Genomic DNA, 13869 nt, shown 5'->3' on the forward strand with positions numbered 1-13869 from the left:
CTTCGTGAGCGTGATATCATTTGCGCCCTCACACGCTTTAAATCCGAATCACAGGAGCTATACAGACATGTCATCCAACGTTACCCCGGCAAAAATCGCCATCGTTATGGGGTCTAAAAGTGACTGGGCGACCATGCAGTTCGCCGCCGAAGTGCTCACAACGCTGAATATTCCTTTCCATGTCGATATCGTCTCCGCACACCGCACGCCGGACAAATTGTTCACCTTTGCTGAACAGGCGTCGGCCAATGGTTTTGATGTGATCATCGCAGGCGCAGGCGGCGCGGCGCATTTGCCCGGCATGCTGGCGGCGAAAACGCTGGTGCCGGTGCTCGGCGTGCCCGTGCAAAGCGCGGCCCTGAGCGGCATCGACAGCCTGTATTCCATCGTACAAATGCCGCGCGGTATTCCGGTCGGTACGCTGGCAATTGGTAAAGCGGGTGCCGCTAACGCTGCGTTGCTGGCGGCACAAATTCTGGCGCTGCATGATACTGAAATTGCCAAAAATCTGGCCGCGTGGCGTGTCGCACAAACGGATGAAGTGCTGAATAATCCCGATCCACGGGAGGAAGCATGAAACCGGTTTGCGTACTCGGAAACGGTCAGTTAGGCAGAATGCTGCGTCAGGCCGGTGAACCGCTGGGCATTGCCGTTTATCCGGTCGGACTTGATGCCGAACCGGAAGCCGTGCCGTATCAGCAAAGCGTCATTACCGCAGAAATCGAACGCTGGCCGGAAACCGCACTGACCCGCGAACTGGCAACGCATAATGCGTTCGTTAACCGCGACATTTTCCCGCGTCTTGCGGATCGCCTGACGCAGAAACAGTTGCTCGACCAGCTCGGTCTGGCGACTGCACCGTGGCAATTGCTGGCAGATGCCGCACAATGGCCGCAGGTTTTTTCACAGCTTGGCGAACTGGCGATTGTGAAACGTCGCGTCGGCGGTTATGACGGTCGTGGTCAGTGGCGCTTGCGTTCCGGCGAAGAAAATACATTGCCACAAGATTGCTACGGCGAATGTATCGTTGAGCAGGGCATCAATTTCTCCGGTGAGGTGTCGCTGGTAGGTGCGCGTGGTCACGACGGGAAAACCGTTTTTTATCCGCTGACGCACAATCTGCATCAGGACGGTATTCTGCGCACCAGCGTCGCACTGCCGGAGCCGGACGCTGCGCTGCAACAGCAGGCAGAAAGCATGTTGTCCGCCATTCTCAACGAACTGAATTATGTCGGCGTGATGGCGATGGAATGTTTCATGGTCAGCGAAGGTTTGCTCATCAACGAACTGGCTCCGCGCGTACATAACAGCGGGCACTGGACGCAAAACGGCGCATCCTACAGCCAGTTTGAAATGCACCTGCGTGCCATACTCGGTCTGCCGCTGCCAAAACCGGTGGTCAGTACGCCGTCGGTGATGGTGAATCTGATTGGCACGGATGTGTCAGAACAGTGGCTGAACCTGCCACTGGTCAATCTGCACTGGTACGAGAAAGACGTGCGTCCGGGTCGTAAAGTCGGACACCTGAATCTCAATGATGCCAGCGCCAGCCTGCTGAAAGAAAACCTGAATGCACTGATCCCGATGCTGCCGGCCGAATATGCCAGCGGCATTGAATGGGCAGTTGAAAAGCTTTGATTTGAGCACCTCCTTATTAAAAGGAGATGCTCTGGTAACCTAAATAATTCGAGTTACAGGAAGGCGGCAAGTCAAGGAATCCCGATGAGCTTACTCAGGTAAGTGATTCGGGTGACTGAACGCAGCCAACGCACCTGTGGCTCGAAGTATGACGGTTACGAGTCGTATTGCCTGAACAGCGCCCGCCCCCGCAGCAACCGTACACCCAGCCAGCCTCCGCAGACAGACAGCAGCAACGCGCTCACCACCGGAACGGCGATCCACATCAGGTAATCCGGTTCCCACGGGAAATCAAACACTTTTCGCTGCAACAACCATAACGCCACTTCGGCACCTATCGCCGCCGCAATGCCCGCCACGAGTCCAAGAACCGCAAATTCGCACCAGAGAGTACGGTGCAGCATTTTTTTACTCGCGCCTAACGTGCGATAAACGATCAACTCCTGACGGCGCTGACGCATCCCGACCTGAATCTGTGCCAGCAACAGCAAACCGCCGCACAGCATCACCAGAATCACCATCACTTCCAGCGCCCGGCTGACCTGCTGTAAGACCTGTCCGACCTGCCGCAGAATCGAACCGACATCCAGCAAACTGAGCGTCGGGAACTGACGGTTCAGTTGCGTAATGGTGCTGTCATCACCGTGATAACGGAAACTGGTCAGCCAGCTTTGCGGCTGGGCATCCAGTGCGCCCGTCGGGAAGATAAAGTAGAAATTCGGCTTCAGGCTGTCCCAGTCCACTTTTCGCAGGCTGGTAATCTTAGCGGTGAAATCCTGCGTATCACCGGTGAAGGTCACCGAATCGCCGATTTTCAGTCCGAGACGTCCGGCCAGCCCTTCATCGATGGACACTTCACCCGCTTTCGGTGCGCCATTACCTGCGGTCAGCGGATTATGATCCGGCAATCCGTCCATCCAGGTCAGATTCAGTTCACGGTTTACCGCTTCCCCGCCCGCATCGTCCGGCTTGATTTTGTCCGTCGCGGCTTCGCCGTTAATCTTCGTCAAACGCGCCCGTACAATCGGATAGAACGCTTCCGGCTGCGCGTTATGCTGATGCAGGAAATCCGTCACCTGCGGAACCTGCTCTTTGGTGATGTTGAGCAGGAAGAAGTTCGGACTGTCCGGCGGAAGCTGTTGCTCCCAGCGGTTCAGCAGATCCCCGCGCATCACCAGCAACAGCGCCAGCAGCATGAACGACATGGAAAACGCCGCCAGCTGGCTGAGTGTTACCCACGGCTGTCGCAGCAGACGGTTGACCGCCAGACGCAACGGAAGCTGGCGGAACGTCAGGCGGCGCAGCAAAAGCAAAGCGCCCCAGCCAATCACACCGAGCAACAGCGAAAGCACCAGCACGCCCGCCAGCAGTGACCAGAGCAGCGAACTGCCGCCCATCAGCGCCGCCAGTAACCCGACGACCACCAGCACCATCACCGGCAGGAAATAGCGCAGCGGCCAGACGTTCGCCACAACGTCATTTCTCAGCACGCGCAGCGGTTGCGTGGCCAGCAACTGACGGTAAGGACGGATGCCAATCAGCAGTGAAATCACGACCATTGCACCCATCGACCAGACCCACGGCCAGCCACCGGCAGGCGGCAATTGTGCGGGAAGAACCGGCGCGAGCACTTTCATCAGAACGGCTTCAAAGGCCAGTCCGACGATGCTGCCGCAAATTCCCGCCAGTACCAGAACTGCCAGCCACTGACCAATAATCAGTTTTCGCAGCGCCTTTTTCCCGGCGCCTAATGTTTTCAGCACTGCCACCAGATCGTACCGGCTTCGACAGTAATGCCCCATCGACACGGCAATGGCGGCAATCGACAACATCAGCGTCAGCAGGGCTGACAACGTCAGGAATTGTTGTGAACGCTGTAATGATTTGCCCAGCGCGCCTTCGGAATCCTCCATGCCGGTCCAGCGCTGATCGGGTTTCAGCAGCCCTTTAATGGCATCGCCGTAGGTCTGAATGGCCTGCGGGGAACCGGCAAACATATAGCGGTACGTCAGGCGGCTGCCCGGCTGAACCGCGCCGGTTTTCGGCACATCATCAAGATTCATGATTACGCGCGGCGCGGTCTGGAACGGGTTAAAACCGGCATCCGGTTCCTGAACAATCACACCGGCAATTTTCAGCGTACTGTCGCCGACATCCAGATCATCGCCCACTTTCACGTTCAGCAGCGCCAGCAAACGGGGTGCCACCAGCACGGTTCCCGGCTGCGGTTTCAGCCCCACCGGTTCCGTCTGCAACGCCCCGTATAACGGATACGCCAGATCAGTGGCTTTTACCGACGCCAGCTGCGGCGTGTTTCCGGCAAAGGTCATGGTCATGAAAGAGAGCTGACGGCTGACTTTCAGCCCCTGCGTTTCGGCATCATGCAACCAGGCTTCAGTAATCGGATGAGAAGAACGCAGCACGCGGTCTCCCGCAATAAACTCACGACTTTGCTGGCTCAGCCCTTTGTCCATGCGGTCGCTGATACTGCCCAGCGCCAGCACGCAGGCCACCGCCAGCGTCAGCGCCAGCCAGACAATCAGCAGCGAAGGCGATCGCCATTCCCGCCAGAACCAGCGCCAGATCATGCTTCCTCCCACAATTTCCCGTCACGCAGACGCAGACGCCGCTGACAACGCGCCGCCAGTTGTTCGTCATGCGTGACCAGAATCAGCGTGGTGGCCGCATCTCGGTTCAGTGAGAACAGCAGATCGACGATACGTTCGCCGGTGGCGCGATCCAGATTGCCGGTCGGCTCATCGGCGAACAGAAGTTTAGGTTTGCCGATAAACGCACGCGCCAGCGCCACACGTTGCTGTTCGCCACCGGAAAGCTGCGCCGGAAGATGATTCAAACGCCCGCCCAGCCCGAGACTTTCCAGCAACTGCACCGCCTGCTGACGGCTGTTGCTGTCGCTTTCACCGCGCAACAACGCCGGAAGTTGCACGTTTTCCAGCGCATTTAGCGTCGGCACCAGCATGAAGGATTGAAATACAAATCCGACGTTTTTTGCCCGCAGTGCGGCGCGCCCTTCCTCATTGAGAGAGTTCAGGGATTTGCCGAGCAACATCACGTCGCCCGAGGTGCCGTCGTCGAGTCCGGCGAGGATCCCCAGCAACGTCGATTTACCGGAACCGGATTCGCCAATCAGGGCAATTGTCTGGGCAGGTTTGACAACCAGCTCGACACCGGACAGGATGGTGAGCTGTCCTTCACCCTGACCGACGTGCTTACTAAGATGATGAACTTCAAGAACGTTTTCCGCTGGCATCTCCCCTTCCTTATGTTGTTGGGATTGCTGAGTTTTCGCGCCATAGCTGCTGATAACTTACTGATTATCGGCGACAGTTTAAGCGCCGTCTATCGCCTTCCGGTAGCCGAATCCTGGCCGTCGTTGCTCAATAATAAGTGGCAAAAAGAAGGGGATAAACCCACGATTATTAACGCCAGCATCAGCGGAGATACCGCCGAACAGGGGCTGGCCCGTTTACAGACTTTGCTGCAACAACATCATCCGCGCTGGGTGCTGATTGAACTGGGCGCGAATGACGGACTGCGCGGCTTTCCGCCACAAAACATTTCACAAACGCTGACGCAGATTATCAGTCAGGTAAAACAGGCCAACGCCGAACCGCTGCTGATGCAAATCCGCCTGCCGCCAAATTATGGCCGCCGTTACGGTGATGCGTTCTACGCCATTTATCCGGCGCTGGCGAAGCAGGAAAACATCCCGCTGGTGCCGTTCTTTATGGAGCCGGTCGCCGCAAAACCCGAGTGGATGCAGGACGACGGTTTGCATCCCGCACTGGCGGCACAGTCTTTTATCGCCGACTGGATGGCCGACAAACTCGCGCCGCTGGTGACGCAGTAGGGTTACAATAAATAATACCGTGACGTGATTAAAACCAAGACGTTACCTTTTTCACCCGACTCCCTAGTAAATCACAGCCATGAAAAATAGGGACACCTCACAGGTAAAGTTATGCAAAAAGCAGTATTAATTACCGGTTGCTCCAGCGGAATAGGGCTGGTTGCCGCCCAAGATTTACGGGCTCGCGGCTACCGGGTGCTGGCCGCCTGCCGTAAAAGTGCAGATATCGACACGCTCAGCCAACTCGGTTTTGAAACTATTGCGCTCGATCTTGATGACAAACACAGCGTAGAGCTTGCCGCCGCGGAGGTTATCGCGCTGACCGGCAATCGTCTTTACGGCCTGTTCAACAATGCCGGATACGGTGTTTACGGCCCGCTGAACACCATCAGCCGCGAGCAGTTTGAGCAACAATTTTCCACCAATTTGTTCGGCACGCATCAGTTGACGCAGCTATTACTGCCCGCAATGTTGCCGCACGGCGAAGGCCGCATTATTCAGACCAGCTCGGTGATGGGGCTGGTGACGACGCCGGGCCGCGGAACCTATGCCGCCAGCAAATTCGCGCTCGAAGCCTGGTCAGATACGTTACGCATGGAGTTACACGGCACGGGCATTCAGGTGAGCCTGATTGAACCCGGCCCGCTGAGCAGCAACTTTACGGCTAACGTGAATCAGTCACAGGCCGACCGGCCGGTCGAAAACCCGGGGATCGCGCGGCGTTTTACGCTGCCGCCGGAGGCCGTTTTGCCGAAATTGCACCATGCTTTAGAAAACCCGAAGGCGCGTCTGCGGTATCCGGTTACGCTGGTCGCCCATGTGCTCACTGTGCTGAAACGCCTTTTACCTTCGCGTTTGCTGGACAAAATATTGCGCGGAAACAGCTAAGTAAACACAGCCGGGGGTTGAAGCCGTAAAACCTGCCCCCATCTGGTATTTAATGCTTTAAATGACTTTGAGCCTTAGCGCGAGAGAGACAGAATTCATGCTTGCACAACCTACTGTTATCGATATCAATGAAACCAATCTGCATCAGACGCTGGAACAATCCATGTCGGTGCCGGTGATGTTCTACTTTTGGTCTGAGCGCAGCCAGCATTGCCTGCAACTGGGGCCAATTCTCGACAAACTGGCGGCGGAATATGCCGGTCAGCTGGTTCTGGCGAAAGTGGACTGTGATGCCGAGCAGATGATTGCCCAGCAGTTTGGCCTGCGTTCTATCCCGGCAGTTTACCTGTTTAAAGATGGTCAGCCGGTGGATGGTTTCCAGGGGCCGCAGCCGGAAGAAGTGATCCGCGAACTGCTGCAGAAAGTCCTGCCGAAAGAAGAAGAGCTGAAACTGGCTCAGGCGCAGGAACTGATACAAGAAGGTAACTTCGCCGATGCCCTTCCGCTGCTGAAAGATGCATGGCAAGTGAGCAACTACCGCAGTGATATCGGGATGACGCTGGCGGAAGTTCAGATTCAGTTGAACCGTTCCGACGACGCGGAAGCCGTGCTGGCCACCATTCCCTTGCAGGATAAAGATTCCCGTTATCAGGGGCTGATTGCCCAGATTGAACTACTGAAACAGGCGGCTGACACCCCTGAAATTCAGCTGCTGCAACAGGAATTACAGCAGGATCCTGACAACGCCGAGCTGGTGGTTAAACTCAGCCTGCAACTGCATCAGGTCGGGCGTAACGAAGAAGCGCTGGAACTGCTGATGGCTCCGCTAAAAAAAGATTTAGGTGCGGCAAACGGCGCGGCACGCAAAACGCTGATGGATATCATGGCGGCACTCGGCACCGGCGACGCGCTGGCGGCTAAATATCGTCGCCAGTTATATTCCCTGCTGTACTGATTCACGCTAAAAATTTCTTACGCGCGTCGGGCATTCCCCCCTTCCTGACGTGCGTTTTTTTTCGCCTTTTCCCCTGCCTTTTATCCCCTGAACTATCCTTTATTAATACGACGCGTAAGTTATTTGTGCGACAATTGCGCACGCGCCTGACTTTCGGGGAGTGCGCCAGGGACATGTTTTTACTCGAATATTCCGCCGGAATATTCAGGACACAGTTTTACAGGAGTTTCATACTATGTTTGACCTCATTCCCATTCCTATCCTTATTCTGATCGTACTGGCGCTGCTGGTGGTTTACGCCGGGATCAAAATCGTGCCACAGGGCTACCAGTGGACCGTAGAGCGCTTTGGCCGTTATACCAAAACCCTGATGCCGGGGCTGAACCTGGTTGTGCCATTTGTTGACCGCATTGGCCGCAAAATCAATATGATGGAACAGGTTCTGGATATCCCCTCTCAGGAAGTGATTTCCCGCGATAACGCCAATGTCGCCATCGACGCTGTGTGTTTTATCCAGGTTATTGATCCGGCGCGTGCCGCCTATGAAGTCAGCAATCTGGAACAGGCGATCGTGAACCTGACCATGACCAACTTCCGTACCGTGCTGGGTTCGATGGAGCTCGACGAAATGCTGTCACAACGCGACAACATCAACGCACGTTTGCTGCATATCGTCGATGAAGCCACCAATCCATGGGGCGTGAAAATTACGCGTATCGAAATCCGTGATGTGCGTCCACCGGCTGAGCTGATTTCTGCGATGAACGCACAGATGAAAGCGGAACGTACAAAACGTGCCGACATTCTGGAAGCCGAAGGCGTTCGTCAGTCCGCCATCCTGCGTGCGGAAGGTGAAAAACAGTCGCAGATCCTTAAAGCCGAAGGTGAGCGTCAGTCGGCGTTCCTGCAAGCTGAAGCCCGCGAACGTGCGGCGGAAGCGGAAGCGCAGGCCACCAAAATGGTCTCTGAAGCGATTGCTGCCGGAGATGTTCAGGCTATTAACTACTTCGTGGCACAGAAATATACCGATGCGCTGACCAAAATAGGCTCGGCGAACAACAGCAAAGTCATCATGATGCCGCTGGATGCCACCAGCCTGATGGGCTCGATTGGCGGGATTGCTGAGCTGCTGAAAGAAACCAAAGGCGGCAAATAATGCTTCGCGATTTCATGGCAAGTCCGCATGTGTTCTGGCTGTCTTTGGGCGGCCTGTTGCTGGCGGCAGAGCTGGTAGGAGCAAGTGGTTACTTACTGTGGAGTGGCGTAGCGGCGGCGCTGGTCGGGCTGGTGACGTGGATTTTGCCGCTGCCGTGGGAATGGCAGGGCGTGGCGTTTGCGCTTCTGACCATTATCGCCGCCTGGCTGTGGTGGAAATGGCTGAATCAGCGCACGGACAAAACCAGCGGTAATTCGGCGCTGAACCAGCGCGGACAGCAGTTAGTAGGTACTTACGCCACCGTGCTCGAACCGCTGAAAAATCAGTATACGCGGGTACAAATCGGCGACAGCAGCTGGCGGGCGTCCTGCGCTTCGCCGCTGGAAGTCGGTGATAAAGTGGTAATTACCGGTGTCGAGGGCGCGACGCTGCGCGTAGAACGCCCTGCGCAGTAACGCCTGACGTTAGTGTTTGTGGCAACAGCCAGAAAGATTATCGATTATCGGGCAGTCTGCGCCGTCATCGCCGGGGCAGGATTCCGCCAGCGTCAGCAGGCGCTGGCGCATCAGCTGAAGTTCTTCAATGTGCCGCTCAATTTCGGCGGCCTTTTCTAAAGTGCGTGCTTTCACATCTGCACTGTGGCGATCCGGATTATGGAATAACGCCACTAACTCCTGACACTCTTCCAGCGTAAACCCCACCTGCCGCGCCTGACGAAGCAACGTCAGTTCTTCGATATGTTTTTGTGCATAGCGGCGGTATCCGTTCTCGCTCCGCGCCGGTGCCGTCACCAGCCCTTTCTCTTCGTAAAAACGAATCGCCTTGCTGGTCAGCCCGGTTTTTTTCGCCACATCACTGATATTCATTTCGCCTCCGCGTCGCCCTGTTTTTGCACTTTATCTGAACAGTATACGTGTTTACGGTTTTACGAAAATCCTCAACTGTAATGCACGGTCTGTTTTTTGGTGCGCATCAGCAACCACATGGGCAGCGGCAACGTCACGATAAGCAGGATCCACAGCAGCGAGTAAACCGACGTCACGCCGTCGTTTTGCAGGTTGATAAACATTTTGACCGGAATACCCTGTGGGAAATAACAGAACACCATGACAATGCCGAACTCTCCGATGGCGCGTACCCAGGCAATCGCCACACCGGCGGCAATTCCGCGTGAGGCCAGCGGCAACGTGAGCCGGATAAGCACCTGAAAAGGCCGTGCGCCCAGCGTCTGCGCAGCCTCTTCGACATCGCGCGGCACCGCTTCAAGTGCACCGCGCGCCGAAAGAATGAAATAAGGCAGCGCCCCATAAATCTGCGCCATCACAAACGCGGGCGCATTGTTATTGAGCGTCATACCGATGGCAGAAAGTGTTTCACCGACCGAACCGTAAGGCCCGTAAACCGACACCAGCAAAATCCCCATCGCCAGCGGAGGCGTCAGCAGCGGGATCAGCACCAGCACTTCCACCAAAGTGCGCCAGCGTGAGGCCGTTTTTGCCAGCCAGAACGCGACCGGCAGCCCGAGCAGAATAATCAGGCCGACCGATATCAGACTCAGGCCGAGCGACACCACCACCGCATGGCTGTCGCCGTAAGCCAGATGAAAATCTGACCACGGCGTCAGGAAAAGCAGCGTGACAAAAGGCACCATCAGCAGTGCCAGCGCGGGAACCGCCATTCCTGACGCACGCAACTTAAAGGTTTCCGCCTTTAGGTTTGTCGTAGCCATTTTGTTCAAACAGCTTCTGACCTTTGGCGCTTTGCAGGTAAGTGATAAATTCTTTCGCCAGTTTCGGATGCGGCGCGTTGTTCAGCACCACCGCGTAGAAGACCAGCGGCTGCGTGCTCAGCGTTTTCTCTTTGCCGGTGGAATCTTTGACGTTGAAAGTCACCTTGCTGTACCAGTCTTTCGACATCTGCGGATTGCTCAGGTTAATTTCATCCGGCAGTTTGATGTACGGCAGGTGCGCGGAAATCGTGGCACTTTCGTAGCCCGACGCGGCATCAACCTGACCGGCTTCCAGACGGGTCAGAAGACCGCCCTCGCCCGAAATCTGCTTCGGATTCTGTACATCGCCCAGCACGGCTTTTTCCAGACCCGGCTGTTTGTAGTAATTTTCGGCCAGCATCATGGTGAAAATAATGTTCTGACCCTGAGGATCGCTGACCGGATCGGTACGGCCGAACTGTAATCCGGGAGTTTGGAGCACTTTCCACCACGGCTCAGCGCCCGCTTTGCCTTCCTTTATCGCGGCAAATTTTTCGGCATATTTGCCTTTCGGATTATAAGCAATGACCATGCTGGTGCTGGCCACCGGGATTGCCTGCCCGGCCATGCCCGCTTTTTGCAGGATCTCAACCGGCCCCGGCGTTATCGAAACGAACACATCCGCCACGACTTTTTTCGACGCCAGCAAGTTCGCCATGCCGTAAGCGCCCTGCCCCTGGCCCTGATAATTGACCTTGTTCTGCTTCGCAAAATCCGGCCCCAGATATTTGTCCATTACCACGCCCATCGAACCGGCGTAGGTGACGCGAAAATCGTCAGCGGCTTGTGAAGCCTGCGCCGCCATCAGTCCTGCCATCAGCAGAAGTGTTGTCTGCATTTTTGCCATTGAAAATCCCCTTACCCTTCATCGTTATATAATTTGGGAGATAACGATAAGCCAATCTGCAAGGGAATTTCTAAATAAAGTGTAAATGAGAGAAAAATGAAAAATACCGGTAAGGCGAAACCGTTGCTTGACCTTCCCCTTGCTGGAAGGTTTATCCTCTGTTCTTAGTGAAAGTTAACCCAAGGAAAACCACTATGACCACCACCGTATTATCTCTGCAAGGCCTGTCCTGCGGGCATTGTGTGGCTTCAACGCGTAAAGCGCTCGAAGCGGTTGACGGCACCACCGCCGTTGAAGTTTCTCTGGATAAAGCCATTGTGAAAGGCGACGCCAGCAGCCAGAGCCTGATCGACGCCGTCGTAAATGCCGGATATGAAGCACAACTGCTGGAAGACGCGTCCCCAAAATCTGAGCCGCTGACCGATAAGGCGAGTGTTTTGCCGGAACCCCTGTCAGCGGCCGCGTCACCTGTTCCGGCTGAAAACCACATTCTTCAAACCTCAGCCTCTGATGACAGCGTGCAGCTGTTGCTCAGCGGTATGAGCTGCGCCAGCTGTGTCAGTAAAGTGCAGCGGGCGCTGGAAGGCGTGAACGGCGTCGAACGTGCGCGTGTCAATCTGGCGGAACGCAGTGCGCTGGTCAGCGGTGATGCTGACCAGAATGCCCTGATTGCGGCGGTTGAACGCGCGGGTTACGGCGCTGAAATCATTATTGATGAAACCAGACGCCGCGAGCGCCAGCAGCAAACGGCGCGCAGCAGCATGATCCGTTTCAGTTGGCAGGCGGCGGTCGGGCTGGCGGCGGGTATCCCGCTGATGTTGTGGGGATTGCTGGGCGGCGAAATGATGGTCACCGCCAGCAACCAGACCGGCTGGCTGATTGTCGGCCTGCTGACGCTGCTGATCATGATTGTCGCAGGCGGCCACTTCTACCGCAGCGCGTGGAAAAGCCTGATGCATGGCAGCGCCAATATGGACACGCTGGTATCACTTGGTACCGGTGCGGCGTGGATATTTTCCATTTCTGTCAGCCTCTGGCCGGATGCCTTTCCGATGCAGGCGCGGCATCTTTATTACGAAGCCAGCGTGATGATCATCGGCCTGATTAACCTCGGCCATGCGCTGGAACAACGCGGGCGTCAGCGCTCGTCACAAGCTCTGGAACGCCTGCTGGATCTCACGCCGCCGACGGCGCGCGTGGTGACTCCGGAAGGCGAAAAAACGCTGCCGCTGGCCGATGTGCAGCAGGGTATGACGCTGCGCCTGACCACCGGCGACCGCGTTCCGGTTGACGGCGAAATTCAGAGCGGCGAAGCGTGGATGGATGAAGCGATGCTGACCGGCGAACCTGTCCCGCAACAAAAATCTCAGGGCGAAAAAGTGCATGCCGGTACGCTGGTCAGAGACGGCAGCGTATTGTTCCGCGCGGATGCGATTGGCAGCCAGACCACGCTTTCTCGCATCATCAAACTGGTGCGGGAAGCGCAAAGCAGCAAACCGGAAATCGGCAAACTGGCGGATAAAATTTCTTCCGTCTTCGTTCCCGTCGTGGTGCTGATTGCCCTGTTCAGCGGTGCCATCTGGTATTTCTTCGGCCCGCAGCCGCAGCTGATGTACACGCTGGTGATCGTCACCACGGTGCTGATCATCGCCTGCCCTTGCGCACTGGGGCTCGCAACGCCGATGTCGATTACCGCCGGTGTCGGGCGCGCCGCTGAGTTGGGTGTGCTGGTTCGTGATGCCGATGCCCTGCAAAAAGCCAGTACGCTTTCGACGCTGGTTTTCGATAAAACCGGGACGCTGACAGAAGGCCAGCCGAAAGTGACGGATATTCACACCTTCGGCGGTGTCAGTGAACAGCAGGCACTGCGCTTTGCCGCCGCGCTGGAACAGGGCTCGCACCACCCGCTCGCGCAGGCGATTGTCGATAAAGCGGAGGGTCTGGCGATACCTGACGTGCAGAATTTCCGCACGCTTGGCGGGCTGGGCCTGCGCGGTGAAGCAGAAGGCAAAACGCTGCTGCTGGGGAATCAGGCGCTGATGCAGGAAAACGGCGTCGATACACAGCAGACCGATGCGCTGCTGGAAGCGATGTCTGAGCAAGGTGCAACGCCGGTGCTTCTGGCGGCAGACGGTGAAATTGCCGCGCTGTTCGCCCTGCGGGATCCGCTGCGCAGTGACAGCATTGCCGCGCTGCAACGCCTGCATCAGCTGGGTTATCAGCTGGTGATGCTGACCGGCGATAATCCGCGCACGGCACAAGCTATTGCCGCGCAGGCAGGCATCGATACGGTGATTGCCGGTGTTCGTCCGGAAGGAAAAGCCGAGGCGATTAAAGCGTTGCAGGCCAAAGGCCAGCAGGTTGCGATGATTGGCGATGGCATTAACGATGCGCCCGCACTGGCGCAGGCAGATGTCGGGATTGCAATGGGCGGCGGCAGCGATGTGGCGATTGAAACGGCGGCCATCACGCTGATGCGGCCAAGCCTGAACGGCGTTGCCGATGCACTGGCCATGTCACAGGCCACGCTGCGCAATATGAAGCAGAACCTGTTAGGCGCGTTTGTGTATAACGTGATTGGCATTCCGGTTGCCGCAGGCGTGCTCTACCCGCTGACCGGCACATTGCTCAGCCCGGTTGTCGCAGGCGCGGCGATGGCGTTGTCTTCCATTACCGTTGTCACTAACGCAAACCGCCTCTTACGCTTTACCCCGAAAAAACAAGACGTTTCCTCTGTTCGCTAAAA

The 13869-nt window shown here is 56.5% G+C and carries 13 protein-coding genes; 8 read left to right on the top strand and 5 right to left on the bottom strand.

What is annotated here, in order from left to right:
- The first annotated feature begins 67 nt into the window (after positions 1-67).
- Complete coding sequence (gene purE / locus J1782_RS12195; RefSeq protein ID WP_152327922.1) at positions 68-577, top strand: 5-(carboxyamino)imidazole ribonucleotide mutase; 510 nt, start codon at positions 68-70, stop codon at positions 575-577.
- Positions 574-1638 (top strand): 5-(carboxyamino)imidazole ribonucleotide synthase, encoded by a 1065-nt coding sequence (purK, locus tag J1782_RS12200; protein WP_217153238.1) that lies wholly within the window; start codon positions 574-576, stop codon positions 1636-1638. Before purE ends, purK begins: the two co-directional genes overlap by 4 nt.
- A gap of 155 nt (positions 1639-1793) precedes the next feature.
- Here purK and ybbP read toward each other — a convergent pair whose 3' ends face one another.
- Both ybbP and ybbA read right to left on the bottom strand, forming a co-directional pair.
- On the bottom strand, positions 1794-4226 hold the full coding sequence (ybbP, locus tag J1782_RS12205; RefSeq protein ID WP_217153239.1) for a putative ABC transporter permease subunit YbbP: 2433 nt from the start codon (positions 4224-4226) through the stop codon (positions 1794-1796).
- Positions 4223-4909, bottom strand: a complete 687-nt coding sequence (gene ybbA, locus J1782_RS12210; RefSeq protein WP_165059341.1) for a putative ABC transporter ATP-binding protein YbbA — start codon at positions 4907-4909, stop codon at positions 4223-4225. The genes ybbP and ybbA overlap by 4 nt, the downstream gene beginning before the upstream one ends.
- On the opposite strand from ybbA, the gene tesA reads away from it, so the two are divergent.
- The 5 genes from tesA to J1782_RS12235 all read left to right on the top strand — a co-directional run bounded on the left by tesA (position 4880) and on the right by J1782_RS12235 (position 8963).
- Complete coding sequence (tesA, locus tag J1782_RS12215) at positions 4880-5509, top strand: multifunctional acyl-CoA thioesterase I/protease I/lysophospholipase L1 (RefSeq protein ID WP_254303068.1); 630 nt, start codon at positions 4880-4882, stop codon at positions 5507-5509. The genes ybbA and tesA overlap by 30 nt on opposite strands.
- A gap of 111 nt (positions 5510-5620) precedes the next feature.
- Positions 5621-6397 carry an SDR family oxidoreductase gene (locus J1782_RS12220; protein ID WP_217153241.1) on the top strand — a complete coding sequence of 259 codons (777 nt, stop codon included), beginning with the start codon at positions 5621-5623 and terminating at the stop codon, positions 6395-6397.
- Positions 6398-6494: 97 nt separating this feature from the next.
- Positions 6495-7352, top strand: a complete 858-nt coding sequence (locus tag J1782_RS12225; protein ID WP_152327916.1) for a co-chaperone YbbN — start codon at positions 6495-6497, stop codon at positions 7350-7352.
- A gap of 235 nt (positions 7353-7587) precedes the next feature.
- Positions 7588-8508 carry an SPFH domain-containing protein gene (locus J1782_RS12230; RefSeq protein ID WP_152327915.1) on the top strand — a complete coding sequence of 307 codons (921 nt, stop codon included), beginning with the start codon at positions 7588-7590 and terminating at the stop codon, positions 8506-8508.
- The gene (locus J1782_RS12235; RefSeq protein WP_101075535.1) at positions 8508-8963 is read left to right on the top strand and encodes an NfeD family protein; all 456 of its coding nucleotides are present in this window, start codon (positions 8508-8510) and stop codon (positions 8961-8963) included. The genes J1782_RS12230 and J1782_RS12235 overlap by 1 nt, the downstream gene beginning before the upstream one ends.
- A gap of 9 nt (positions 8964-8972) precedes the next feature.
- Here the strand turns inward: J1782_RS12235 and cueR are convergent, their stop codons facing one another.
- The 3 genes from cueR to J1782_RS12250 form a co-directional block, all read right to left on the bottom strand.
- On the bottom strand, positions 8973-9374 hold the full coding sequence (gene cueR / locus J1782_RS12240; protein ID WP_152327913.1) for a Cu(I)-responsive transcriptional regulator: 402 nt from the start codon (positions 9372-9374) through the stop codon (positions 8973-8975).
- Between the two features lie 71 nt (positions 9375-9445).
- Entirely contained in the window at positions 9446-10237 is a 792-nt protein-coding gene (locus J1782_RS12245) for a molybdenum ABC transporter permease (RefSeq protein ID WP_217153242.1), read from the bottom strand.
- On the bottom strand, positions 10203-11123 hold the full coding sequence (locus J1782_RS12250) for an extracellular solute-binding protein (protein ID WP_208949908.1): 921 nt from the start codon (positions 11121-11123) through the stop codon (positions 10203-10205). Before J1782_RS12250 ends, J1782_RS12245 begins: the two co-directional genes overlap by 35 nt.
- A 194-nt stretch (positions 11124-11317) precedes the next feature.
- On the opposite strand from J1782_RS12250, the gene copA reads away from it, so the two are divergent.
- On the top strand, positions 11318-13867 hold the full coding sequence (copA, locus tag J1782_RS12255) for a copper-exporting P-type ATPase CopA (protein ID WP_217153243.1): 2550 nt from the start codon (positions 11318-11320) through the stop codon (positions 13865-13867).
- Positions 13868-13869 lie beyond the last annotated feature (2 nt).

The organism is Rahnella sp. BCC 1045 (assembly GCF_019049615.1).
Taxonomy (GTDB): Bacteria; Pseudomonadota; Gammaproteobacteria; order Enterobacterales; family Enterobacteriaceae; genus Rahnella; species Rahnella contaminans.

Bases quoted from the DNA above. Each gene is read 5' to 3' on its own strand.
- cueR (WP_152327913.1), bottom strand. From the start codon at position 9,374: ATGAATATCAGTGATGTGGCGAAAAAAACCGGGCTGACCAGCAAGGCG.
- J1782_RS12245 (WP_217153242.1), bottom strand. From the start codon at position 10,237: ATGGCTACGACAAACCTAAAGGCGGAAACCTTTAAGTTGCGTGCGTCA.
- purK (WP_217153238.1), top strand. From the start codon at position 574: ATGAAACCGGTTTGCGTACTCGGAAACGGTCAGTTAGGCAGAATGCTG.
- ybbP (WP_217153239.1), bottom strand. From the start codon at position 4,226: ATGATCTGGCGCTGGTTCTGGCGGGAATGGCGATCGCCTTCGCTGCTG.
- tesA (WP_254303068.1), top strand. From the start codon at position 4,880: ATGAACTTCAAGAACGTTTTCCGCTGGCATCTCCCCTTCCTTATGTTG.
- J1782_RS12230 (WP_152327915.1), top strand. From the start codon at position 7,588: ATGTTTGACCTCATTCCCATTCCTATCCTTATTCTGATCGTACTGGCG.
- J1782_RS12225 (WP_152327916.1), top strand. From the start codon at position 6,495: ATGCTTGCACAACCTACTGTTATCGATATCAATGAAACCAATCTGCAT.
- purE (WP_152327922.1), top strand. From the start codon at position 68: ATGTCATCCAACGTTACCCCGGCAAAAATCGCCATCGTTATGGGGTCT.
- J1782_RS12235 (WP_101075535.1), top strand. From the start codon at position 8,508: ATGCTTCGCGATTTCATGGCAAGTCCGCATGTGTTCTGGCTGTCTTTG.
- copA (WP_217153243.1), top strand. From the start codon at position 11,318: ATGACCACCACCGTATTATCTCTGCAAGGCCTGTCCTGCGGGCATTGT.
- J1782_RS12250 (WP_208949908.1), bottom strand. From the start codon at position 11,123: ATGGCAAAAATGCAGACAACACTTCTGCTGATGGCAGGACTGATGGCG.
- ybbA (WP_165059341.1), bottom strand. From the start codon at position 4,909: ATGCCAGCGGAAAACGTTCTTGAAGTTCATCATCTTAGTAAGCACGTC.
- J1782_RS12220 (WP_217153241.1), top strand. From the start codon at position 5,621: ATGCAAAAAGCAGTATTAATTACCGGTTGCTCCAGCGGAATAGGGCTG.